The organism is Burkholderia latens (assembly GCF_902499045.1).
GTDB lineage: Bacteria > Pseudomonadota > Gammaproteobacteria > Burkholderiales > Burkholderiaceae > Burkholderia > Burkholderia latens.
The window spans coordinates 1-23,793 of record NZ_CABVPL010000069.1; the positions used below are offsets into that span (position 1 = coordinate 1).

At 68.1% G+C, this 23,793-nt stretch carries 18 protein-coding genes; 9 read left to right on the top strand and 9 right to left on the bottom strand.

What is annotated here, in order from left to right:
• Positions 1-1,283 (top strand): pseudouridine synthase (locus tag BSE24067_RS30045; RefSeq protein WP_174904960.1); only part of this gene is annotated, 1,283 nt, incomplete at its 5' end.
• 108 nt (positions 1,284-1,391) lie between these two features.
• Here the strand turns inward: BSE24067_RS30045 and def are convergent.
• The 5 genes from def to BSE24067_RS30070 form a co-directional block, all read right to left on the bottom strand.
• A complete protein-coding gene (gene def / locus BSE24067_RS30050) occupies positions 1,392-1,925 on the bottom strand; it encodes a peptide deformylase (protein WP_151066818.1) in 534 nt (177 codons plus the stop codon).
• Positions 1,922-3,997 carry an NAD-dependent DNA ligase LigA gene (gene ligA, locus BSE24067_RS30055; RefSeq protein ID WP_151066816.1) on the bottom strand — a complete coding sequence of 692 codons (2,076 nt, stop codon included), beginning with the start codon at positions 3,995-3,997 and terminating at the stop codon, positions 1,922-1,924. Before ligA ends, def begins: the two co-directional genes overlap by 4 nt.
• Positions 3,998-4,166: 169 nt before the next feature.
• Positions 4,167-5,474 carry a cell division protein ZipA C-terminal FtsZ-binding domain-containing protein gene (locus tag BSE24067_RS30060; protein ID WP_151066814.1) on the bottom strand — a complete coding sequence of 436 codons (1,308 nt, stop codon included), beginning with the start codon at positions 5,472-5,474 and terminating at the stop codon, positions 4,167-4,169.
• A gap of 85 nt (positions 5,475-5,559) precedes the next feature.
• Positions 5,560-9,072, bottom strand: a complete 3,513-nt coding sequence (gene smc / locus BSE24067_RS30065; RefSeq protein ID WP_151066812.1) for a chromosome segregation protein SMC — start codon at positions 9,070-9,072, stop codon at positions 5,560-5,562.
• 141 nt (positions 9,073-9,213) lie between these two features.
• Positions 9,214-10,155, bottom strand: coding sequence for a DMT family transporter (locus BSE24067_RS30070; protein WP_151066810.1), 942 nt, complete (start codon positions 10,153-10,155; stop codon positions 9,214-9,216).
• 157 nt (positions 10,156-10,312) lie between these two features.
• Between BSE24067_RS30070 and dapC the strand changes: the two genes are divergently transcribed.
• From dapC to cls, 6 genes are all read left to right on the top strand, one after another.
• Entirely contained in the window at positions 10,313-11,545 is a 1,233-nt protein-coding gene (dapC, locus tag BSE24067_RS30075; protein ID WP_151066808.1) for a succinyldiaminopimelate transaminase, read from the top strand.
• A gap of 45 nt (positions 11,546-11,590) precedes the next feature.
• The gene (gene dapD, locus BSE24067_RS30080; protein WP_009695700.1) at positions 11,591-12,418 is read left to right on the top strand and encodes a 2,3,4,5-tetrahydropyridine-2,6-dicarboxylate N-succinyltransferase; all 828 of its coding nucleotides are present in this window, start codon (positions 11,591-11,593) and stop codon (positions 12,416-12,418) included.
• Positions 12,418-12,786, top strand: coding sequence for an ArsC family reductase (locus tag BSE24067_RS30085; protein WP_011885155.1), 369 nt, complete (start codon positions 12,418-12,420; stop codon positions 12,784-12,786). The genes dapD and BSE24067_RS30085 overlap by 1 nt, the downstream gene beginning before the upstream one ends.
• An 88-nt stretch (positions 12,787-12,874) precedes the next feature.
• Positions 12,875-14,014: a succinyl-diaminopimelate desuccinylase gene (dapE, locus tag BSE24067_RS30090; RefSeq protein WP_151066806.1), complete on the top strand. Its 1,140-nt coding sequence runs from the start codon at positions 12,875-12,877 to the stop codon at positions 14,012-14,014.
• A gap of 11 nt (positions 14,015-14,025) precedes the next feature.
• Positions 14,026-14,934 (top strand): 50S ribosomal protein L3 N(5)-glutamine methyltransferase, encoded by a 909-nt coding sequence (gene prmB, locus BSE24067_RS30095; protein ID WP_151066804.1) that lies wholly within the window; start codon positions 14,026-14,028, stop codon positions 14,932-14,934.
• A gap of 114 nt (positions 14,935-15,048) precedes the next feature.
• Complete coding sequence (cls, locus tag BSE24067_RS30100; protein WP_151066802.1) at positions 15,049-16,488, top strand: cardiolipin synthase; 1,440 nt, start codon at positions 15,049-15,051, stop codon at positions 16,486-16,488.
• Between the two features lie 123 nt (positions 16,489-16,611).
• Here cls and BSE24067_RS30105 read toward each other — a convergent pair whose 3' ends face one another.
• Entirely contained in the window at positions 16,612-17,091 is a 480-nt protein-coding gene (locus BSE24067_RS30105; RefSeq protein WP_151066800.1) for a glutathione peroxidase, read from the bottom strand.
• 136 nt (positions 17,092-17,227) lie between these two features.
• Here BSE24067_RS30105 and BSE24067_RS30110 point away from each other — a divergent pair, with 136 nt between their 5' ends.
• Positions 17,228-19,156 carry an ATP-binding cassette domain-containing protein gene (locus BSE24067_RS30110; protein ID WP_151066798.1) on the top strand — a complete coding sequence of 643 codons (1,929 nt, stop codon included), beginning with the start codon at positions 17,228-17,230 and terminating at the stop codon, positions 19,154-19,156.
• Positions 19,157-19,337: 181 nt separating this feature from the next.
• Here the strand turns inward: BSE24067_RS30110 and BSE24067_RS30115 are convergent, their stop codons facing one another.
• From BSE24067_RS30115 to alr, 3 genes are all read right to left on the bottom strand, one after another.
• Positions 19,338-19,604, bottom strand: coding sequence for a DUF2866 domain-containing protein (locus tag BSE24067_RS30115; RefSeq protein WP_151066796.1), 267 nt, complete (start codon positions 19,602-19,604; stop codon positions 19,338-19,340).
• Positions 19,605-19,753: 149 nt separating this feature from the next.
• Positions 19,754-21,130, bottom strand: coding sequence for a DNA repair protein RadA (gene radA, locus BSE24067_RS30120; RefSeq protein WP_151066794.1), 1,377 nt, complete (start codon positions 21,128-21,130; stop codon positions 19,754-19,756).
• Between the two features lie 11 nt (positions 21,131-21,141).
• Positions 21,142-22,212, bottom strand: coding sequence for an alanine racemase (alr, locus tag BSE24067_RS30125; protein WP_151066792.1), 1,071 nt, complete (start codon positions 22,210-22,212; stop codon positions 21,142-21,144).
• A gap of 218 nt (positions 22,213-22,430) precedes the next feature.
• Between alr and lplT the strand changes: the two genes are divergently transcribed.
• Entirely contained in the window at positions 22,431-23,738 is a 1,308-nt protein-coding gene (gene lplT / locus BSE24067_RS30130) for a lysophospholipid transporter LplT (protein ID WP_151066790.1), read from the top strand.
• The last annotated feature ends 55 nt before the right edge of the window (positions 23,739-23,793 follow it).

Below are 23,793 nucleotides of genomic sequence, written 5' to 3' on the forward strand. Positions count from 1 at the left end.
AGCGCAGCTTCGGCGAACGCCGCACGCCGTCCGATCGCCCCGCACGTCGCAGCGACGACGATGCGCGCCCGCGCCGCACAGCAGGCGAAGGCGGCGCACGCGCACCGTATCGCGACAAGGCGGCAGGCGAAGGCGCGAAGCGCAGCTTCGGCGAACGCCGCACGTCGTCCGATCGCCCCGCACGTCGCAGCGACGACGATGCGCGCCCGCGCCGCGCAGCCAGCGAAGGCGGCGCACGCGCACCCTATCGCGACAAGGCAGCAGGCGGAGACGCGAAGCGCAGCTTCGGCGAACGCCGCACGCCGTCCGATCGCCCCGCACGTCGCAGCGACGACGATGCGCGCCCGCGCCGCGCAGCCGGCGAAGGCGGCGCACGCGCACCCTATCGCGACAAGCCGGCCGGCGCAGGCGCGAAGCGCGGCTTCGGCGAACGCAGCAGCACCGAGCGCCGCTCGACCGGCACCGCGCTGAAGACCGCGCAGCCGGTCAAGCGCCGCGCCGCCGACGTCGATCACGGCGACGAAACCGGGTTGATGCGCCTGTCGAAGCGGATGTCCGAGCTCGGCCTGTGCTCGCGCCGCGAAGCCGACGAATGGATCGAAAAGGGTTGGGTACTCGTGGACGGCGAACGCATCGACACGCTCGGCACGAAGGTCCGCCCCGACCAGAAGATCGAGATCGACGAGCGCGCGAGCGCCGCGCAAGCCGCGCAAGTGACGATCCTGCTGCACAAGCCGGTCGGTTACGTGTCCGGCCAGGCCGAAGACGGCTACGAACCCGCATCGGTGCTGATCACGCGCGCGAACCAGTGGAGCGGCGACCGCTCCGGCGTTCGCTTCTCGCCGCAGCACCTGCACGCGCTCGCGCCGGCCGGCCGGCTCGACATCGACTCGACCGGCCTGCTCGTGCTCACGCAGAACGGCGTGATCGCGAAGCAACTGATCGGCGAGCAGTCGGACATCGACAAGGAATACCTGGTACGAGTGCGCTTCGGCGAACGTCTGATCGACATCGACCAGCACTTCCCGGCCGAATCGCTCGCGAAACTGCGCCACGGCCTCGAGCTCGACGGCGTGCCGCTGAAGCCTGCAATGGTCAGCTGGCAGAACGGCGAGCAGCTGCGCTTCGTGCTGCGCGAAGGCAAGAAGCGCCAGATCCGCCGCATGTGCGAACTCGTCGGTCTCGAAGTGATCGGCCTGAAGCGCGTGCGGATGGGCCGCGTGATGCTCGGCGCGCTGCCGCAAGGGCAATGGCGCTATCTGTCGGCCGACGAGTCGTTCTGATCGCCGGCACGTGCCGCGCAATGAAAAAGCCCGCGCAAGCGGGCTTTTTCATTTCCGGCGCGACGACGACACGCAGCACGGCGCACCGCGCCGCCGCGTGCCGGCCCGTCAGTCGTCGCTGGCCGGATCGAGGCCGGGGAACAGCACCTCGGTGAAGCCGAACCGCGTGAAGTCGGTGATCCGCATCGGATACAGCTTGCCGATCAGGTGATCGTATTCGTGCTGGACGACCCGCGCGTGGAAGCCCTCGGCGACGCGGTCGATCTTCGCGCCGAACTGGTCGTAGCCGCTGTAGCGCACCTTCGCATAGCGGCTCACGACCCCGCGCATGCCCGGCACCGACAGGCAGCCTTCCCAGCCTTCTTCCATGTCCGGCGGCATGTATTCGAGCTTCGGGTTGATCAGCACGGTCTCGGGCACGGGCGGCGCGTCCGGATAGCGGTTGTTGCTGCCGAAGCCGAAGATGATGATCTGCAGCCCGATGCCGATCTGCGGCGCGGCGAGCCCCGCCCCGTTCGCGTGGTGCATCGTCTCGAACATGTCCGCGACGATCTCGTGCAGGTCGGGCGTGTCGAACCGCTCGACCGGCTTGGCGATTTCGAGCAGGCGCGGGTCGCCCATCTTCAGGATCTCGCGAATCATGGCGTATTGCCCTCCAGGAGTTGATGCAGTCCGTCTTCGTCCAGTACGGGGATGCCGAGTTCCTCGGCCTTCGCGAGCTTGCTGCCCGCTTCGGCGCCCGCGACCACGTAATCCGTCTTCTTCGATACCGACCCGGCGACCTTCGCGCCCGCCGCTTCGAGCATCTCCTTCGCCGCGTCGCGCGTGAGGTTCGGCAGCGTGCCCGTCAGCACGACCGTCTTGCCGGCCAGCACGCCCTGCGGCGCCTTCGGCGCGGGCGGCCCTTCCGGCCACGTGACCTTGCCGGGCGCGCGCAACTGCTCGATCACCGTGCGGTTGTGCTCTTCCGCGAAGAACTGGTGAATCGACTCGGCGACGATCGGCCCGACGTCGTTCACTTCGAGCAGTTCGTCGATCGACGCGTCCATGATCGGGTCCAGCGACCCGAAATGCTTCGCGAGATCCTTCGCGGTCGATTCGCCGACATGACGGATGCCGAGCCCGTAGATGAAGCGTGCGAGCGTCGTGTGCTTCGCCTTCTCGAGCGAGTCGAGCAGGTTCTGCGCGGATTTCTCCGCGAACCGGTCGAGCTCCGCGAGCGTCGCGAAGCCGAGATTGAACAGGTCGGCCGGTGTGCGCACGAGATTCAGTTCGACGAGCTGATCGATGATCTTCTCGCCGAGCCCGTCGATGTCGAGCGCGCGGCGCTGCGCGAAGTGCCACAACGCCTGCTTGCGCTGCGCCGGACAGAACAGGCCGCCCGTGCAGCGCGCGATCGCCTCGTCGGGCAGGCGCTCGATCTTCGAGCCGCACACCGGGCACTCGGTCGGCATCACGAACTCGGCCGCATCGGCCGGACGGCGGTCCAGCAGCGCGCCGACCACTTCCGGAATCACGTCGCCCGCGCGCCGCACGATCACCGTGTCGCCGATCCGGATGTCCTTGCGGCGCACTTCATCCTCGTTGTGCAGCGTCGCGTTCGTCACGGTCGCGCCGCCGACGAACACCGGCTCGAGCCGCGCGACCGGCGTGATCGCGCCGGTGCGGCCGACCTGCACGTCGATCGCGACGAGCTTCGTCAGCGCTTCCTGCGCGGGGAATTTGTGCGCAAGCGCGAAGCGCGGCGCGCGCGACACGAAGCCGAGGCGGTCCTGTTCGTCGCGCCGGTTCACCTTGTAGACGACGCCGTCGATGTCGTACGGCAGCGCATCGCGCTTCTCGCCGACCTTGCGGAAGAAGCCGAGCAAGCCGTCCGCGCCGTGCACGACCGCGCGTTCGCGATTCACCGGCAGGCCGAGCGACTCGTACCAGTCGAGCAGCGCGCTGTGTGTGTCGGGTATCGGCATCCCGTCGAGCACGCCGATCCCGTACGCGAAGAACGACAACGGACGCTGCGCGGTGATCTTCGGATCGAGCTGACGCAGGCTGCCGGCCGCCGCATTGCGCGGGTTCGCGAATTCGCGCTGCTCGGCCGCGCGCTGGCGTTCGTTCAGGCGTGCGAAATCGCGCTTGAACATCAGCACCTCGCCGCGCACGTCGAGCACGGCCGGCACGTGTGCGCCCTTCAGCTTCAGCGGGATCGAGCGGATCGTGCGGACGTTCTCGGTCACGTCTTCGCCGGTCGTGCCGTCGCCGCGCGTCGCGGCCTGCACGAACACGCCGCGCTCGTAGCGCAGCGAGATCGCGAGCCCGTCGAACTTCAGCTCGCACGCGTATTCGACAGGGTCCGTCACCGAGCCGGCGAGATCGGTGGCCTTCGCGAGCGCATCGGCGACGCGCTTGTCGAACGCGACGATGTCGTCGTCGGCGAAGCCGTTGTTCAGCGACAGCATCGGCGCGTCGTGGACGACCGGCGTGAAGCCGCTCGCGACTTCGCCGCCGACGCGCTGCGTCGGCGAATCGGGCGTCACGAGTTCGGGATGATCGGCTTCAAGTTGCTGCAGCTCGCCGAACAACCGGTCGTATTCGGCGTCGGGCAGGTCCGGCTGGTCGAGCACGTAATAGGCGTAGTTCGCCCGCTCGAGTTGGTCGCGCAGCCACGCGGCGCGCGCATCGGGCTGGCTGGCTGGCGGTTCGGCTTGGGTTCGGGCCATGCTGGCGGCAGATTCGTTCTGGAAAATCGGATGTTCGATTATCTCAGTTTGACGCCGCGGCGGGGGCACGATGCGTGCCGCGCCGGCCCGCTGCAACGCATGCACGCGGCGTGTGTGCACTGCAGCAGCGGCGTGCGGCGGCAGCGCGGGCCGCCGCACGCGGGACGCGTTACTGGCTGAAGAGCCGGCGCGTGACCGGCGAACCGGCCGGGATGCCGGCTTCCTCGAGCTTCGCGTACAGCTTCATCAGTTGCTGATCGATCGCGACGAGCGTCGATTCCGGCAGCGGCCGGCGAGAATCGTCGACGACCCGCGCACCGATTCGCTCGGACAGCGACTTTGCGTAGTCGCACATCAGCCGGAACGGCAGGATGTCCTCTTCGGCGACCGGCACGTCGAGGATCAGCGTGATCATGTTGCCGCCCTTGTACGTGAGGTCGTCGCGCAGGAAATTCGTATCGCCGAACTGCAGCATGAACACCGGGTTCTGCTTCGCGTCGAGCTTCACGAACCGCGTGCCGTCGCGCGACAGCAGCAGCCCGTCCTGCGAAGCGACGGCCTGCACGTAGTTCGCGGACCACGGCGCGCCATCCGACATCACGTTGATCGACAGCTGCGCGTCGCACTGCGCGGCGAAGCCGTCGAGCTCGCGCGCCATCGCGACCGTCTCCATCATGTCCGGAAATTCCGGTGCGCCGTCGATTGCGTCGGCGAACTGCTGGACGCCCGTGACGAACTCGGAGAATTCCAGTTCGTTCAGCGCGCCGCTGCGGTTCGCGAGCTGCGCGGCCGCGCGCAGCTCTTCATAGCGCACGCCGTTCTGCAGCAGCTCCCACTGGCCGCCTTCCGGCTTGCCTTCGATATGCACGGGCTTGCTGCCCGCGCGGCGCAGCCGCTGCGCGACCGGCAGGATCTTGTCGCCCGGCAGCGGCGCGCCCAGGCGGATCGGCACGATGCAGTCGATCCGGCGGTCGACGATCGCCGGCGGTGCCGACGAAATCGTGGTCGCGGCCGGTAGCACGGGTTCGGCCGGCTCGTTCGCCGCGTCCGCGGCCGGCGCTTCCTGCGTGGCCGCGACCGCACCTTCATCGACGGCCTGCCCGGCCGACTCGGCAGACTCCGACGGCGTGTCGGTGTCGGTGGCCTCGGCCTGCAGATCGGCCGGCGTGTCCGCGGGCGCCGCACCGCTTGACGCTGCGCCGCCGAAGGTCGGCTCGACACGCGCGGCTTCGGCGGACGCACCCGCGGCGGCAGCCGGTGCCGACGCCGCGGCTTCCCGACGCACAGGCTGGCGCACCGGCTCGATGAACGGCAGCTCGTCGTCGCGCTCGGGACGATTCATCGCGTCGGCCGCCTCTTCCGGCATCGGACGCGGCATCCTGCGCCGCACCTTTGCGCCCTGCCATGCGTTGTAGACCACGACGCCACCCACCACGACGGCGCCGGCGCCGATCAAACCGAGTGTCAACTCGTCCATGCATGCTCCATCAGCAATTCTTTGTCGTCGGAACCGCGAACGGGCGCCCATGCGCCGCGCGAACGCGGTCCGGTTTCGTCAAACGTCAATTCTGGGCAAAACCCGCGGCGGTTTCCATGTCCACCGCGACGATCCGCGACACGCCCTGCTCCTGCATCGTCACGCCGATCAGCTGCTGCGCCATCTCCATCGCGATCTTGTTGTGCGAGATGAACAGGAACTGCGTCTTGTCGGACATCGCGCGCACCAGGTTCGCGAAACGCTCGGTGTTCGCGTCGTCGAGCGGCGCGTCGACCTCGTCGAGCAGACAGAACGGTGCCGGGTTCAGCTGGAACATCGCGAACACCAGCGCGGTCGCGGTCAGCGCCTTTTCACCACCCGACAGCAAATGGATGGTCGCGTTCTTCTTGCCCGGCGGCTGCGCCATCACCTGCACGCCCGCGTCGAGGATTTCGTCGCCCGTCATGATCAGCTTCGCCTGACCGCCGCCAAACAGGCGCGGGAACAGATCGCTGAAGTGACGGTTGACTTCGTCGAACGTGCCCTGCAGCAGCGTGCGGGTTTCCTGGTCAATCTTGTGGATCGCGTCCTCGAGCGTCGTGATCGCGTCGGTCAGGTCGGCGGACTGCGCATCGAGGAACACCTTGCGCTCGCTCGCGGCCTTCAGCTCGTCGAGCGCGGCCATGTTCACCGGGCCGAGCGCGTTGATCGCGTTGTTCAGGCGCGTGACCTCGCCTTGCAGGTACGACGGCTTCAGATCCGGCGTCAGCTTGGCGCGCAGCGCTTCCTCGTCGACTTCCGCGGCCGCGAGCTGTTCGGCGAACTGCTCGACGGCCAGGCGCGCGGCCTGCTCCTTCAGCTGCAGCTCGGTGATGCGGTCGCGCAGCGGCTGCAGCGAACGCTCGGCGACGAGACGCTGCTCGTCGGACGCGCGCAGCTTCGCGGTCAGGTCGTCGAGTTCGATCCGCGCTGCCTGCAGCGCTTCCTCCTTCACCGCGCGAATTTCGAGCGCATCCTGCAGGCCCGTGTGCGCGGTCTGCTCGTTGATCGTTTCGAGCTCGGCGCGCGCGTCTTCCAGCGACGCGGCGACGCGCTCGCTCTGCTCGTGCGCGACCTGGATGCTGCGCTTCAGTTCGTCGATCCGCGTGACCGCGTTGCGCGCGGCGAAGCGCGCGTCGTTCGCAGCGCGCTCGAGGTCGCGCGCTTCCTGGCGCGCCTGCGTCAGCGATTCGTCGAGCGCCTCGAACGCGAGCTGGTTGTCCTCGAAGCGCGCCTGCAGCTCCGCGAGCTCGCCGTCGAAACGCTCGAAGTTCGCTTCCGATTCCGCGCGCACTGCGCGCTGCTCGTCGATCTGCGCGCCGATTTCCTCGAGCTCCTCGCGGATCTGCGTGCTGCGCTGCGTGTAACGCTCGTGCGCCTGCGCGAGCTTCAGCACGTCCATCTGCAGCGCATGCACGCGCTGCGTCGCGCGTTCGGCCTGCGCGCGCAAGTCGCCGAGCGCCTGCGTGGCCTGCGTGTGCGCGGCTTCCGCGCGCACGGCGGCCGTGCGCGCGTCGTCGGCGAGCAGCGCCTGTGCGCGCACCTGGCGCGTCAGGTTTTCGATTTCCTGCTGGCGAGCCAGCATCCCGGCCTGCTCCGAATCGGCTGCGTACAGCTGCACGCCGACGCGCGTGACGATATGGCCTGCCTTGACGACGAACGCGCCGCCCGCGGGCAGTTGCGCGCGCGTCGCGAGCGCCTGCGCGACGTCGTCGGCAACGTACACGTTGCCCAGCCAGTCGTTCAGCACCGCACGGATACCCGCGTCGTCGATGCGCACGAGCGACAGCACCGGGCGCAGGCCGGCGGGTGCGGCCGGCGCTTCACCGGCCGGCGGCGGCGCGTAGAACGCGAGCTTCGCGGGCGGCGCATCGGTCGCGAACGCCTTCACCCAGTCGAGATTCGACACTTCGAGCGCGGCGAGGCGCTCGCGCAGCACGGCTTCGAGCGCCGCTTCCCAGCCGGCTTCGACGTGCAGCTTCTTCCACAGACGCGGCAGCGCGCCGAGCTCGTGCTTGTCGAGCCACGGCTGGATCTTGCCTTCGGTCTGCACGTTCTCCTGCAGCTGCTTGAGCGCAGCCAGCCGCGCCTCGAGCTGGTGAATCTGCGCGCTTTCCGCCTGCACGCGCTCCTGCGCGGCCCGGCGCTCGCCGTCAAGGCGCGGCAGCGCCTCCTGGGCATCGCCAAGACGTGCCTGCGCTTCCGCGAGAATCTCTTCCTGCTCGGCGAGCTGCATGCGCAACTCCTCGAGCTGCGCTTCGTCCGGCGCGTCGAGCCCGCCCGCCTCGGCCTTCAGGCGCTCGTGGCGCTGCTGAAGTTGCTGGAGCTGCTGGTCGGCGTTGCGCTGGTGCGCGGCCTCGAGCTTCAGCGACTGTTCGGTCTGCGCGATCCGCGCGCGCTCGTCGTTGAGCTGCGCCTGCGCATCGCGCCATTTCGCTTCGAGCGCCGGCAGCGCGTCGTGCTTCGCGGCGGCGTTGTCCTCGGCGAGCGCGGCCTTCTCGTCGGCAATCGCACGCGCCTCTTCGGCTTCCTCGAGCTCGTCCTGCGCTTTCTCGGCCTGAGCGCGCCATTGCTCGCGCTGCGCGTTCAGCGCGGCGATCTGCGCCTGCACGCGGTTGCGCGATTCGACGATGAACTTGATCTCGGCCTCGAGGCGGCTCACTTCCGCGTTCGCTTCGTAGAGTGCGCCCTGCGCGCCCTGCATCGCGTCGCTCGCCGAGTAATGCGCGACGCGCAGCGTCTCGAGCTGCGCCTCGACTTCGCGCAGCTTCGCCGTCTGCGCGTCGAGGTCGATCTGGGCCTGCTCGATCGCGCGCTGCTGTTTCTGCTGCTCGCCCGCGGCCTCGTTCTTGCGCAGCAGCCACAACAGACGCTGCTTCTCCTCGCCGTCGGCGACGAGTTCCTTGTACTTGGTCGCGACGACGGCCTGCGCCTCGAGCTTCTCGAGGTTCGCGCCGAGCTCGCGGACGATGTCCTCGACGCGCGTCAGGTTCTCGCGCGTGTCGTGCAGGCGGTTCTCGGTCTCGCGGCGGCGCTCCTTGTACTTCGACACGCCTGCGGCTTCCTCGAGGAACACGCGCAGCTCTTCCGGCTTCGCCTCGATGATCCGCGCGATCATCCCCTGCCCGATGATCGCGTACGCACGCGGCCCGAGGCCCGTGCCGAGGAAGATGTCCTGGATGTCGCGGCGGCGCGCCGGCAGGTTGTTGATGTAGTAGCTCGACGTGCCGTCGCGCGTGAGCACCCGCTTCACGGCGATCTCGCCGTACTGGCCCCACTGTCCGGCCGCGCGGCCGTCGGAGTTGTCGAAGATCAGCTCCACGCTCGCCCGGCTGCCGGGTTTGCGTGCGGTCGAGCCGTTGAAGATCACGTCCTGCATCGACTCGCCGCGCAGCTCGGACGCACGCGACTCGCCGAGCACCCAGCGCACGGCGTCGATGATGTTGGACTTGCCGCACCCGTTCGGGCCCACCACGCCGACTAGCTGGCCCGGAACCTGGAAATGCGTGGGATCGACGAAGGATTTGAAGCCAGCGAGTTTGATCGAGCTCAGACGCACGGCGGTATCGGATGTGAAGAAGGTGTGAAACGGACGGGGACGCGCCGCGCGGAGCCGGACGGCCCGTGCGCGCGGTGCGCCCCGGAATTCAAAAGCGGGGCCGCGCGCATCTGAAGCGTTGGGCCCCGCAAACGGCTTCAATCATACCATCGCGCGTGCGCCGTCCCGCCCGCCGCCGGGTTTGCCCGATGCGGGCGCGGCCCGATGAACCCGGCTCGACAGCAGCGTCGCCAGCACGATGCACACGCCGCCCGCCCACTCGCGCGCGCTGGGCAGTTCGTTCGCGAACACCCACGCCGACAGCGCGGTGATCACGATCTCGAACAGCATGATGATCGACGCGCGGTTCGCCGGCACGCGCGCGAGCCCGTACTGCACGAGCAGGTTGTTCGCGGCCATCGTCACGCCGATCGCGACGACGATCAGCGCGGCGGGACCGAGGTCCGCGCCTGCCGGCGCGGCCGGCAGCCCCTCGACCAGCGACGCGATCGCGCCGAACACCGCCGCGCCGCCGAACAGCGTCGCGGTGCGCATCTCGGCGCGCATCTCCGGCAACTCGCGGCTCGCCTTGATCACGAGCACGTTGCTCATCGCGAAACTCAGGCCCGCCGCGAGGCCCGCCCATTCGGCGGGATTGGCCGGCAGCGGCACACCGAGCTTCGGCGACCACAGCATCAGCATCGCGCCGCCGATCGACAGCGCCGCGAGGCCGGCGCCGGCCCAGCTCAGCCGCTCGCGCAGCAGGAAGTGCGCGTAGATCGCCGTCCATGCCGGCGTCAGATAGAACAGCAGCATCACGCGCAGCACTTCGCCGTGGATCGTGCCCCACACGAAGCCGAGGTTGGTCACGCCGGCCGTGATCGCGATGCCCGGCAGCACCCAGTGCCAGCGCAGCGTCGCGATCGTGCGGTGCCGCACGACGATCACGAACACGAACGCGACGGCGCTCGTCAGCGCGCTGGCAAGCGTGCCGGTCAGGCCGAGCGACGCGAGGATCCGCAGCGGATACCAGATCAGGCCCCATACCGACGCGCCGACCAGGATGGCCAGCGTCGGCAGGCTGCCGCGTACCGCGTTGTTCATTTGATTCGATACCCTTTGTTCGACCGGCCCGGCCGCCGTTCCGGCGGGCCGTGACCGCATTGCATCACGCTATAATCGTCCGTTGCGAACAGCGCGCCCGGCGCCCGTTCGCAGCCGTGCGGCAGCTGCGCCGCCCCTTTCGCTCCAACCGGCCGCGATGGCCGCTTCGCCCGTGAACCCTCGACTCGACTCGCTCCAGCCCTATCCCTTCGAAAAGCTGCGCGCCCTGTTCAAGGACGTGACGCCCGCCGCGGGCCTGAAACCGATCAGCTTCGGCATCGGCGAGCCCAAGCACCCGACGCCCGCGCTGATCCGCGACGCCGTGGTGGCCGCGCTCGACGGCCTCGCGTCGTACCCGGCCACGGCCGGCTCGGACGCGCTGCGCACGTCGGTCGCGCAGTGGCTCGAACGCCGCTACGGGCTGCCGGCGATCGATCCGGCCACGCAGGTGCTGCCGGTGTCGGGCTCCCGCGAGGCGCTGTTCTCGCTCGCGCAGACGGTGATCGACGCGAGCCCGCGCGCGGACGGCAAGAAAGCGATCGTACTCTGTCCGAATCCTTTCTATCAAATTTACGAAGGCGCGGCGCTCCTGGCCGGTGCCGAACCCTATTTCGCGAACAGCGACCCAGCGCGCAACTACGCGTGCGACTACGCGGCCGTGCCCGACGAAGTGTGGGCGCGCACGCAGCTGCTGTACGTGTGCTCGCCGGGCAACCCGACCGGCGCCGTGCTGACGCTCGACGACTGGCGCGAGCTGTTCGCGCTGTCGGATCGCCACGGCTTCGTGATCGCGTCCGACGAGTGCTATTCGGAGATCTACTTCGACGAAGCGGCGCCGCCGCTGGGCGGCCTCGAGGCCGCGCACCGCCTCGGCCGCGGCTTCGAGCGGCTCGTGATGCTGTCGAGCCTGTCGAAGCGCTCGAACGTGCCCGGCATGCGCTCCGGCTTCGTCGCCGGCGACGCCGCGCTGCTGAAGAAATTCCTGCTGTACCGCACGTACCACGGCGCCGCGCTGTCGCCGGTGTGGCAGCACGCGAGCATCGCCGCGTGGAACGACGAGGCGCACGTGCGCGAGAACCGCGCGCTGTATCTGCAGAAGTTCAACACGGTCACGCCGATGCTCGCCGGCGTGATCGACGTGAAGCTGCCCGACGCCGCGTTCTACCTGTGGGCCAACGTCGCGCGCACCGGCCTGTCGGACACCGAGTTCGCCCGCCGCCTGTACGCCGACTATAATGTGACGGTTCTGCCCGGCTCGTACCTCGCGCGCGACGCGCACGGCACGAATCCGGGCCGCGATTTCATCCGGATCGCGCTCGTCGCGGGCACCCCCGAATGCGTCGAGGGCGCGCAACGCATCGTCGACTTCTGCCGCTCACTCGCGCGGTAAGACGTCCATCCCGATCAATTCCATTCACCTCCTGCGAAAACGAACATGTCGCAACAACTTCAGCAAATCATCGATACCGCCTGGGAAAACCGCGCCGAGCTGTCGCCGAAGGCCGCGCCCGCCGAAGTCCGCGAAGCCGTCGCTCACGCGATCGAGCAGCTCGACAAAGGTGCGCTGCGCGTCGCCGAGAAGATCGACGGCAACTGGACCGTGCACCAGTGGCTGAAGAAGGCCGTGCTGCTGTCGTTCCGCCTGGAGGACAACGCGCCGATGCCGGCCGGCGGCTACTCGCAGTTCTACGACAAGGTGCCATCGAAGTTCGCGAACTACACGGCCGAAGACTTCGCCGCGGGCGGCTTCCGCGTCGTGCCGCCGGCCATCGCGCGCCGCGGCTCGTTCATCGCGAAGAACGTCGTGCTGATGCCGTCGTACACCAACATCGGCGCGTACGTCGACGAAGGCACGATGGTCGACACGTGGGCGACGGTCGGCTCGTGCGCGCAGATCGGCAAGAACGTGCACCTGTCGGGCGGCGTCGGCATCGGCGGCGTGCTCGAGCCGCTGCAGGCGAACCCGGTCATCATCGAAGACAACTGCTTCATCGGCGCGCGCTCGGAAGTTGTCGAAGGCGTGATCGTCGAGGAGAACTCGGTGATCTCGATGGGCGTGTACCTCGGCCAGAGCACGAAGATCTACGATCGCGAAACCGGCGAAGTCAGCTATGGCCGCATCCCGGCCGGCTCGGTCGTCGTCGCCGGCAACCTGCCGTCGAAGGACGGCTCGCACAGCCTGTACTGCGCGGTGATCGTGAAGAAGGTCGACGCAAAGACCCGCGCGAAGGTCGGCCTGAACGAGCTGCTGCGAGGCGACTGATGGCCAAGCCGCGCACCGTGGTCGTCTACGGGATCCCGAACTGCGACACCGTGAAGAAAGCCCGCGTGTGGCTCGACGAGCACGGCGTCGAGTTCGAGTTCCACGACTTCAAGAAGCTCGGCGTCAGCGCACCGCTCGTCGAGGACTGGCTGAAGGACGTGTCGCTCGACGCGCTCGTGAACAAGCGCGGCACGACGTGGCGCGGCCTGGACGACGCGATGAAGGCGGCCGCGGAAACGAAGTCCGGCGCGGTCGCGCTGATGATCCACAAGCCGTCGGTCATCAAGCGCCCGGTGCTCGTCGTCAACGGCCGCGTGAAATCGCTCGGCTTCGCCGCCGACCAGTACGCGGCGCTGTTTGCCGCCTAGGGCCGCGCGCGCTGCGCCCGCGCTGCGCCCGACGTCTCATCGCTGCCGGCCCCCGCGCCGGCATTTTTTATCGAAAGTGGTCCGAACCATGTCCGCCACCCTAGCCCTTACCGAACAGCTGATCGCGCGCGCGTCCGTCACACCCGACGACCAGCACTGCCAGCAGATCATGACCGAGCGCCTTGCCGCGCTCGGCTTCGAATGCGAGACCATCGCGTCGCACGGCGTGACCAACCTGTGGGCCGTCAAGCGCGGCACCGACGGCCGTGACGGCAAGCTGCTCGCGTTCGCGGGCCATACCGACGTCGTGCCGACCGGTCCGCTCGAGCAGTGGACGTCGCCGCCGTTCGTTCCCGCGCATCGCGACGGCAAGCTGTACGGCCGCGGCGCGGCCGACATGAAGACGTCGCTCGCGGCGTTCGTCGTCGCGTCCGAGGAGTTCGTCGCCGCCCATCCCGGCCACCGCGGCGCGATCGCGTTCCTGATCACGAGCGACGAGGAAGGCCCGGCCACCGACGGCACCGTGAAGGTCGTCGAGCTGCTCGAAGCGCGCGGCGAACGTGTCGACTACTGCATCGTCGGCGAGCCGACGTCGACCGCCGAACTCGGCGACGTCGTGAAGAACGGCCGCCGCGGCTCGATGTCGGGCGAACTGATCGTCAAGGGCGTGCAGGGCCACATTGCGTATCCGCACCTCGCGAAGAACCCGATCCACCTGCTCGCGCCGGCGCTCGCCGAACTCGCCGCCGAACAGTGGGACGAAGGCAACGAATACTTCCCGCCGACCACGTGGCAGGTGTCGAACCTGCACGCGGGCACCGGCGCGACCAACGTGATCCCCGGCCACGCGGATCTCATGTTCAACTTCCGCTTTTCGACGGCGAGCACCGTCGAGGGCCTGCAGGCACGCGTGCATGCGATCCTCGACAAGCACGGCCTCGAGTACTCGCTGAAGTGGTCGGTGAGCGGCCTGCCGTTCCTTACGCCGCGCGGCGAGCTGTCGAGCGCGCTCGAGAACGCGATCCGCGCGGAGACCGGCCTCACGACCGAGTTGTCGACGACGGGCGGCACGTCCGACGGGCGCTTCATCGCGCGCATCTGCCCGCAGGTGATCGAGTTCGGCCCGCCGAACGGCAGCATCCACAAGATCGACGAACACATCGAATTGCGCTTCATCGACCCGCTGAAGAACGTGTATCGCGGCGTGCTCGAACAACTGATCGCCTGACGGAGCCTCGCATGACGACACCTTTTGCAACTGTTCGCGACCTGCTGCGCTACGCGGTCACGCGTTTCTCGAAGGCGAAGCTCGCGTTCGGCCACGGCTCGGACAATGCGTACGACGAAGCCGCGTACCTCGTGCTGCACACGCTCGACCTGCCGCTCGACACGCTCGAGCCGTTCCTCGATGCGCGCCTGCTGCCCGACGAAATCGCGGCCGTGCTCGCGGTGATCGAACGACGCGCGACGGAGCGCGTGCCGGCCGCTTATCTCACGCATGAAGCGTGGATGCACGGCCACCGCTTCTACGTCGACGAGCGCGTGATCGTGCCGCGCTCGTTCATCGGCGAGCTGCTCGACGACGGGCTGCAGCCGTATGTCGCCGACCCCGAGCAAGTCGGCGCGGTGCTCGAGCTGTGCACCGGCTCGGGCTGCCTCGCGATCCTCGCGGCCAGCGCGTTCCCGAACGCCGAGATCGACGCGGTCGACTTGTCGGACAAGGCGCTCGAAGTCGCTGCGATCAACGTGCGCGACTACGGCCTCGACGATCGCATCACGCTGCACCGCGGCGATCTGTACGCGCCGCTGCCCGCGTTCCGCGCGGAACCCGACGCACGCTACGACGTGATCCTCACGAACCCGCCGTACGTGAACGCGGCATCGATGGCGGCGCTGCCGCCCGAGTACCGGCACGAGCCCGAGATGGCACTCGCCGGCGGCGACGACGGGATGGACATCGTGCGGCGAATCATCGCGCAAGCGCACAAATGGCTGCACGACGACGGCGTGCTCGTCGTCGAGATCGGCAACGAGCGCGAGCACGTCGAGGCCGCGTTCGGCGGCCTCGAACTCACGTGGCTGCCCACCAGCGCGGGCGACGACACCGTGTTCCTGATCCAGGCGTCCGACCTGCCGCGCAAGGCCTGAACGGCGCGCGACAACCGAACCGTGCGGCACGGCACACCGCTGCCTCGCACGGTTCGGTAAGATGCGCGTGAGCGGCCGCCGCGCCGCATGACTTCAGGAGTCCGTCACGCGCCCATGACCCTCGACTGGCTACATCTCGGCACCCTGATCCTGGCCATCCACGTGCTCGGGATCGTCGCGGCGTTTCACGCGGTCATGAACACACGCACGTCGCAAGGCGCGATCGCATGGGCCGTGTCGCTCGCGGCCATGCCGTACCTGACGCTCATCCCCTATCTGTTCCTTGGCCGCAGCAAGTTCTCCGGTTACGTCGACGCACGGCGCCAGGAAACGAAGGCGTTGCGCACGCACACGCCGCGCGCGCCGTGGCTCGAGACGGCCGCAACGGACGGGCCGGCCACCGACGCGATCGGCCGTGCGGCCGTTCGCGCGCTGACGCGGCTCGGCGGCATGCCGTTCGTCGGCGGCAATGCGGTGCGCACGCTCGTGAACGGCGATGCGACCTTCTCGGCGATCCTGTCGGCGATCGACGCCGCACGCGATTACGTGATCGTCCAGTTCTTCATCGTGCGCGACGACGCGCTCGGCCAGATGCTGAGCGACGCGCTGCTTGCGCGCGCGGCGGCCGGCGTGCGCTGTTACGTGCTGTACGACAGCATCGGCAGTTTCGACCTGCCGCGCAGCTACGTCGACACGCTGCGCCGCGGCGGCGTCGAGGTCACGCCGTTCGCGACCCACCGCAAGTTCGTCAACCGCTTCCAGCTGAACTTCCGCAACCATCGCAAGATCGTCGTCGTCGACGGCAATCGCGCGTTCGTCGGCGGACACAACATCGGCGTCGAGTATCTCGGTGCGAACCGGCGGCTGTCGCCGTGGCGCGACACCCATATCGAAATCCGCGGCCCGGTGGTCGCCAGCATCCAGTACGTGTTCGCCGAAGACTGGCACTGGGCGACGCAGACGCTGCCGCCGCTCGCCGCCCCGCCTGCGGCGCTGCCCGACGACGCGATGCATTGCCTCGCGGTGCCGATGGGGCCGGCCGACAAACAGGAAACCGGCTCGCTGTTCTTCGTCGAGGCGATCAACGCGGCGCGCGAACGGGTGTGGATCACGACGCCGTATCTCGTGCCCGACGAAGCGGTGATCGCCGCGCTGAAGCTCGCGGTAATGCGCGGCGTCGACGTGCGCATCCTGATCCCGAGCCGGCGCGACCACTACGTCGTGTTCGAGGCGTCGAAGCTCTATGCGCGCGACCTCGTCGACGCGGGCGTCAAGGTGTTCCGCTACCGGCCCGGCTTCCTGCACCAGAAAGTCGTGCTGATCGACCGCAGCGCCGCCGCGGTCGGCAGCGCGAATCTCGACAATCGCTCGTTCCGCCTCAACTTCGAGATCATGGTGCTGACCGTCGACCGCGCGTTCGCCGACGAGGTCGAAGCGATGCTCGAAGCCGACTTCGCCGAGGCCTACGAGGTCGATGCGAACGAGTATCGGCACTCGGCGGCGTGGCGGCGCATCGCGATGCACGTCGCGCGCCTGTTCGCGCCGATCCTGTAGGGCCGGCGCCAGCCGCGCGCGGCCTGCCCCGGTGCCGCACGCCTGGATACGCTGCTGCCTGGCGACGCAGGCGCGGCACATCCGGCACGTCCGCCCCGTCAGCCCGCTCGCCGCTTCAAACGCTCAGAGCAGCTTGTCGATATCCGCGGCGATGTCCTCGGGCTTCGTCGACGGCGCATAGCGCTTGACGATCCGCCCGTCACGGTCGATCAGGAATTTCGTGAAGTTCCACTTGATCGCCTTCAGGCCGAGGATGCCGGGCGCCTCGTCGGTCAGGTAGCGGTACAGCGGATGCGCGTGCTCGCCCTTCACGTCGATCTTCGCGAACATCGGGAACGTGACGCCATAGTTGCGCTCGCAGAACGCACCGATCTGCGTGGCATCGCCCGGCTCCTGCTTGCCGAACTGGTTGCACGGGAAGCCGAGCACGACGAAGCCGCGCGCTGCGTAGTGGTCGTACAGCTTCTGCAGGCCCGCATACTGCGGCGTGAAGCCACACTCGCTCGCGGTGTTGACGATCAGCAGCACCTTGCCGCGATACGTGTCGAGCGACACCGGCTGGCCGGCGAGCGTGTCGGCGCTGAACGAATACAGGGTGGACATCGGGCACTCCTTTTACGAAACCGGATCGACGTGGAGTCTAGGCGAAATCGCGCCGTTGCGGGATATGCCGAACGGCCGATCTCCGGCGCGACCCGCGCGCAGTCTAGAATAGCGGTTTTGGCCAGTCATTCCCGCCGTGATCCGTTTCAATCAGTTCAGCCTTGCGCGCGGCACCAAGCCGTTGTTCGAATCGGCCTCGTTCGTGCTCAATCCCGGCGAGAAGGCCGGCCTGATCGGCGCGAACGGCGCCGGCAAATCGACGCTGTTCTCGGTCCTGCGCGGCGAGCTGCATTCCGACGGAGGCGATTTCTCGATGCCGCCGTCGTGGCGGATCGCCCACGTGTCGCAGGAAACGCCTGCCGTCGACCGCTCGGCGCTCGACTACACGCTCGACGGCGACACCGCGCTGCGCGAGATCGAGGCGCGCATCGCCGCCGCGTCGGCCGCGCATGACGGTGCGGCCGAAGCCGACGCGCACGCGGCATTCGCCGACGCCGACGGCTATACCGCGCCGGCGCGCGCGGAAGCGCTGCTGCTCGGCCTCGGCTTCACGCTCGCGCAGACGCGCGAATCGGTCGCGAGCTTCTCCGGCGGCTGGCGCATGCGCCTGAACCTCGCGCAGGCGCTGATGTGCCGCTCCGACCTGCTGCTGCTCGACGAGCCGACCAACCACCTCGACCTCGACGCGATCGTCTGGCTCGAAGACTGGCTGCACCGCTACGCCGGCACGCTGGTCGTGATCTCGCACGACCGCGAATTCCTCGACTCGATCTGCAACGTCACGCTGCATCTGGAAAACCGCCAGGTGAAGCGCTACGGCGGCAACTACTCGCAGTTCGAGGTGCTGCGTGCGCAGCAACTGGCGCTGCAGCAAAGCGCATACGAAAAGCAGCAGAAGACGATCGAGCATCTGCAGAGCTTCGTCGACCGCTTCAAGGCCAAGGCGACCAAGGCCAAGCAGGCGCAGAGCCGGATGAAGGCGCTCGAGAAGATGGAGCTGATCGCGCCGGCGCACATCGCGTCGCCGTTCACGTTCGAATTCCGCACGCCCGACGCCGCGCCGAACCCGATGATGGTGATGGAAGACGTGCGCTGCGGCTACCATGCCGACGACGGCGCCGAGATCCCGATCGTCGAGCGCGTCACGCTGTCGATCCAGAACGGGCAGCGCATCGGCCTGCTCGGCGCGAACGGCCAGGGCAAGTCGACGCTGATCAAGACGCTGGCCGGCACGCTCGCGCCGCTGTCGGGGCACGTGCGCGACGGCAAGGGGCTGACGATCGGCTATTTCGCGCAGCATCAGCTCGAAACGCTGCGCGAGGACGATTCGCCGCTCGCGCATCTCGCGCGGCTCGCACCCGACACGCGCGAACAGGAACTGCGCGACTTCCTCGGCGGCTTCAACTTCTCCGGCGACATGGCGACGAGCCCCGTCGGCCCGTTCTCCGGCGGCGAGAAAGCGCGGCTCGCGCTCGCGCTGATCATCTGGCAGAAGCCGAACCTGCTGCTGCTCGACGAACCGACCAACCACCTCGACCTCGAGACGCGTCACGCGCTGACGATGGCGCTCGCGCAATTCGAAGGCACGCTGATCCTCGTGTCGCACGATCGCCACCTGCTGCGCGCGACCACCGATCAGTTCATGCTCGTCGCGAAGCATCGTCTGCAGCCGTTCGACGGCGACCTCGACGACTACCGCGACTGGCTGCTGCAGCATGCAGCCGAGCAGCGAGCGGCCGCGAAGGCCGACAGCGCGGCGGCGGGCGCCGATCCGGGCGTGAATCGCAAGGACCAGAAGCGTCAGGCTGCCGAGGAGCGTCAGCGGCTGTCGCAGTTGAAGAAACCGCTGCAGAACCGCATCACGAAGCTCGAAAAGGAGATGGAAACGCTGCACGCGGAGAAGGCGCGCCTCGATGCGTTCGTCGCCGATCCGGCGAGCTACGACGCCGCGCGCAAGACGGAACTGACCGAAGCGATCCGCAAGCTGGGCGAGGTCAATGCGCGGCTCGAAACGGTCGAGGCCGACTGGCTCGCGGTGCACGAAGAACTCGAGCAGATCGGCTGATCTCGGCGCGCGCACCGTCTCGGCCGGTGCGCGATCGGCGATGCGGCGCCCGCCGGTGCGTCAGCGACTACAGGCGGCGCGGCCGCGCCGGGTGACACGGGCCCTGAAACGACGAGGCCGGACGCGCTGGCCCGGCCTCCTTGTCGTTGCTGCTTCGGCCTGCGACAGCCGCGCGATTCACTCAGCGTCGCGGCAACGTATCGCGCGGCATCTGCTCGTCGTCGCCCATCAGGTGACGCCGCCCTTCGGTCGGCCGCCGGATTACCGCGACGACCTCGGCTTCCGTGACGTCCTCGGACACGACGCGGCGCGCGAGACGCCCTTCGTCGTCGATCCATTCGACGATCCGGCATCCGCCGCCCCACGGCTGGACGATCGGCTCGGATACGCGGCAGCCGCGCAGGTTGTAAAGGCGTCCGCCCGGCGTTTCCCCATAATGTTTCAACATAGGTTCCCTTCGCATTGCGCGGTTCGACAATCCGGCAAAGGATAGGGAAAAGCGATGTCCGGCGGGTTACAGCAGCCTACATATTCTTTACAACCCATTACGCGACAGAACACCGGTGGCCGGCGCACCGTACAGCCGGCCGCCCACGGTCACTCGAGATCGCGCACGCGGTCGATCGCCTGCTCGAGCCGCTCGACGGCCATCACGTTCAGCCCTTCGATCAGCTGCTTCGGCGCATTCGCCTTCGGGATCAGCGCGGCCGTGAAACCGAGCTTCGCGGCCTCGCGCAGCCGCTCCTGGCCGCGCGGCGACGGCCGGATCTCGCCCGCCAGCCCCACTTCGCCGAACACGATCAGCCCCTTCGGCAGCGCCTTGTTGCGCATCGACGAATGGATCGCGAGCAGCACCGCGAGGTCGGCGGCCGGTTCGGTGATCTTCACGCCGCCAACCGCGTTCAGGAACACGTCCTGGTCGAAACACGCGATGCCCGCGTGCCGGTGCAGCACTGCGAGCAGCATCGCGAGCCGGTTCTGCTCGAGACCGACCGCGAGCCGGCGCGGATTCGGCACGTGGGCCGTATCGACGAGCGCCTGGATTTCGACGAGCAGCGGGCGCGTGCCTTCCTGCGTGACCAGCACGCACGATCCCGGCACGACCTGCTCGTGCTGCGACAGGAACAGCGCGGACGGGTTGGCGACACCGCGCAGCCCGCGCTCGGTCATCGCGAACACGCCCAGTTCGTTGACCGCGCCGAAGCGGTTCTTGAACGCGCGCACGAGCCGGAACGACGAATGCGTGTCGCCTTCGAAGTACAGCACCGTGTCGACGATGTGCTCGAGCACGCGCGGGCCCGCAAGGTTGCCCTCCTTCGTCACGTGCCCGACCATGATGATCGCGGTGCCCGACTGCTTCGCGATACGCGTGAGCTGCGCCGCGCACTCGCGCACCTGCGCGACCGAGCCCGGCGCCGACGTCAGCGCGTCGGAATAGACGGTCTGGATCGAGTCGATCACGGCGACGTCCGGCCGTTCGGCGTCGATCGCCGCCTGGATCTTCTCGAGCTGGATTTCGGCGAGCAGCTTCAGTTCGGCCGCCGGCGCGCCGCCGTCGAGCAGCGCGAGCCGTTGCGCGCGCAACGCGATCTGCGCGGCCGATTCCTCGCCGCTGATATAGAGCGCGCGCCGCACGCTCGCGATGTCGGCGAGCGACTGCAGCAGCAGCGTCGACTTGCCGATGCCCGGATCGCCGCCGATCAGCACGACGCCACCCGGCACCAGCCCGCCGCCGAGCACGCGATCGAATTCGCCGATGCCGGTCGAGAAGCGCGGCACGTCGGCCGCCTCGATGTCGACGAGGCGCTGCACGGGCGCGCGCTTCGCGAGCGACTGGAAGCGATGGGCGGCCGGCGACTCGGCGACCGATTCGACGAGCGTGTTCCAGGCCTGGCACGACGGGCACTGGCCCTGCCACTTCGGGGTTTGTCCGCCGCACTCGCTGCAGACGTAGACGGTTTTCTGTTTGGCCACGCGTGCTGCCCTTATTCCGCGCGCACCGGCACGCGGGCGGCGACCGCGCACATCAGTTCATAGCCGATCGTCCCGCAATGCCGCGCGACGTCGTCGATCGGCAGCGCATTGCCCCACAGCTCGACCCGCGCACCGACCCCCGCCTGCGGGCACGGGGTCAGGTCCACGGTGATCATGTCCATCGACACGCGGCCGACGATCCGCGTGCGGATGCCATCGACGATCACCGGCGTGCCCTCGGGCGCGACGCGCGGATAGCCGTCCGCGTAGCCGCACGCGACGACGCCGATCCGCATCTGCGTTTGCGCCAGAAACGTCGAGCCATAGCCGATCGCCTGCCCCTTCGCGATGGTCTGCACCGCGATCAGCTCGGACGCGAGCGTCATCGCCGGCTTCAGCCCCGTGTCGGCGATATCGGCCGACACACCCGACGGCGACGCACCGTACAGCACGATCCCCGGCCGCACCCAGTCGAAGTACGTGTCCGGATGCCACAGCACGGCGGCCGAATTCGCGAGACTGCGTGCGCCGGCGATGTTTTCCGCGCCGCGCTCGAACGTCGCGAGTTGCTCGGCGACGCCGCGCTCGTTGTCGGCATCCGAAAAATGGGTCATCAACGTGATCTGGCCGATGCCCGGGCACGCACGGGCGCGCTCCCACGCGGCACGGTATTTTTCCGGCGTATAACCGAGCCGGTTCATCCCGCTGTTCATCTTCAGCTGCACGTTGACGGGCTTGGACAGCCGCGCCGTCTCCAGCATCCGCATCTGCTCGTCGTTGTGGACGGTGGTCGTCAGGCTGTAGCGGTCGATCACGTCGATGTCGGTCGAGCGGAAGAATCCTTCGAGCAGCAGGATCGGGCCGGCCCAGCCCAGCTCGCGCAGCTTCACCGCCTCGTCGAGGTCGAGCAGGCCGAAGCCGTCGGTGCCGCGCAAGCCCGGAAACACGCGCGCGAGACCGTGGCCGTACGCGTTCGCCTTGACGACCGCCCAGACCTTGGACGGGCCGGCAAAGCGGCGGACGACGGAGAGATTGTTCGCGAGAGCGGCGGTATGGATGGTGGCGGAGATCGGGCGCGGCATGGGAAATTTACGTAAAGACGCTTGCGAATCATCAGCTTACCGCGCCTTTTGAGCACCGAAGCCGACAATTTGCGGAACGATCGGGGAATCTTGCTAGTCCGAATTGCCGTATTTTCGTGTTATAAAGCCGTGCGCACAACCCATTTCGAACGGAATAAGCCGATCGCATACCAGGCGGCCTACGCGGCCCTGCCGCAGCGACGAAAGCATCGCATCAGATGAAAAAAGGTTTTTACACCATCATGGCCGCGCAGTTTTTCTCGTCGTTGGCCGACAATGCGCTTCTCATCGCCGCCATCGCCCTGCTGAAAGACCTCCACGCCCCCAACTGGATGACACCGCTGCTCAAGCTGTTCTTCGTGTTGTCCTATGTGGTGCTCGCGGCGTATGTCGGTGCGTTCGCCGATTCGCGTCCGAAGGGCCGCGTGATGTTCATCACCAACACGATCAAGGTCGCCGGCTGCCTGATCATGCTGTTCGGCGCGCATCCGCTGATCGCGTACGGGATCGTCGGGTTCGGCGCCGCCGCCTATTCGCCCGCGAAATACGGGATCCTGACCGAGCTGCTGCCGGCCGACCGGCTCGTCGCCGCGAACGGCTGGATCGAAGGCACGACCGTCAGCTCGATCATCCTCGGCACCGTGCTCGGCGGCGCGCTGATCAGCCCGCACATCGCGTCGCACGTGATCGCGCACACGCCGTCATGGATCGGCACGCCGGCCGAAGCCGCGATGGCGATCATCATGGCGATCTACGTGGTCGCCGCAATCTTCAACCTGCGGATTCCCGATACCGGGGCGCGCTATCCGAAGCAGGAACGCGGCCCGGTCAAGCTGCTCACCGATTTCGCCGACTGCTTCATGGTGCTCTGGCGCGACAAGCTCGGCCAGATCTCGCTCGCGGTCACGACGCTGTTCTGGGGCGCCGGCGCGACGCTGCAATTCATCGTGCTGAAGTGGGCCGAGGTGTCGCTCAACATGTCGCTGTCCGAAGGCGCGATCCTGCAGGCGGTGGTCGCGGTCGGCGTCGCGGCCGGCGCGATCGCCGCCGCCGCACGGATTCCGCTGAAGAAGTCGCTCACCGTGCTGCCCGTCGGCATCATCATGGGCATCGCGGTCATGCTGATGGCGTTCTACACGCGCGATCTGTTCCCGGCGCACTGGGCCGTGCACTTCGGCCACCTGCGCGTGCCCGTGTACCTGATCGTCGCGTACATCTTCCTGATCTGCGTCGGCGCACTGTCCGGCTACTTCGTGGTTCCGATGAATGCGCTGCTGCAGCATCGCGGCCACGTGCTGCTGTCGGCCGGCCACTCGATCGCGGTGCAGAACTTCAACGAGAACCTGTCGGTGCTCGTGATGCTGTGCCTCTATGCAGTGCTGGTCTGGCTCGACGTGCCGGTCGGCGTCGTGATCGTGCTGTTCGGCACGTTCGTGTGCCTGACGATGTGGCTCGTGATGCGCCGTCACCAGGCGAACCAGCGGCAGTTCGACTCGGTCGCACTGATCGGCGAATCGCGCCACTGACGCTACACTTGCGTTTCCTTTCGCTTCCGTCCGCCGGCGCCGGTCTTCGAACCGG

Excerpts from the sequence above, each read along its gene's own strand:
- def (WP_151066818.1), bottom strand. The coding sequence starts at position 1,925 with ATGATTCGCGAGATCCTGAAGATGGGCGACCCGCGCCTGCTCGAAATC.
- ligA (WP_151066816.1), bottom strand. The coding sequence starts at position 3,997 with ATGGCCCGAACCCAAGCCGAACCGCCAGCCAGCCAGCCCGATGCGCGC.
- BSE24067_RS30060 (WP_151066814.1), bottom strand. The coding sequence starts at position 5,474 with ATGGACGAGTTGACACTCGGTTTGATCGGCGCCGGCGCCGTCGTGGTG.
- BSE24067_RS30070 (WP_151066810.1), bottom strand. The coding sequence starts at position 10,155 with ATGAACAACGCGGTACGCGGCAGCCTGCCGACGCTGGCCATCCTGGTC.
- dapC (WP_151066808.1), top strand. The coding sequence starts at position 10,313 with ATGGCCGCTTCGCCCGTGAACCCTCGACTCGACTCGCTCCAGCCCTAT.
- dapD (WP_009695700.1), top strand. The coding sequence starts at position 11,591 with ATGTCGCAACAACTTCAGCAAATCATCGATACCGCCTGGGAAAACCGC.
- BSE24067_RS30085 (WP_011885155.1), top strand. The coding sequence starts at position 12,418 with ATGGCCAAGCCGCGCACCGTGGTCGTCTACGGGATCCCGAACTGCGAC.
- dapE (WP_151066806.1), top strand. The coding sequence starts at position 12,875 with ATGTCCGCCACCCTAGCCCTTACCGAACAGCTGATCGCGCGCGCGTCC.
- prmB (WP_151066804.1), top strand. The coding sequence starts at position 14,026 with ATGACGACACCTTTTGCAACTGTTCGCGACCTGCTGCGCTACGCGGTC.
- cls (WP_151066802.1), top strand. The coding sequence starts at position 15,049 with ATGACCCTCGACTGGCTACATCTCGGCACCCTGATCCTGGCCATCCAC.
- BSE24067_RS30105 (WP_151066800.1), bottom strand. The coding sequence starts at position 17,091 with ATGTCCACCCTGTATTCGTTCAGCGCCGACACGCTCGCCGGCCAGCCG.
- BSE24067_RS30115 (WP_151066796.1), bottom strand. The coding sequence starts at position 19,604 with ATGTTGAAACATTATGGGGAAACGCCGGGCGGACGCCTTTACAACCTG.
- alr (WP_151066792.1), bottom strand. The coding sequence starts at position 22,212 with ATGCCGCGCCCGATCTCCGCCACCATCCATACCGCCGCTCTCGCGAAC.
- lplT (WP_151066790.1), top strand. The coding sequence starts at position 22,431 with ATGAAAAAAGGTTTTTACACCATCATGGCCGCGCAGTTTTTCTCGTCG.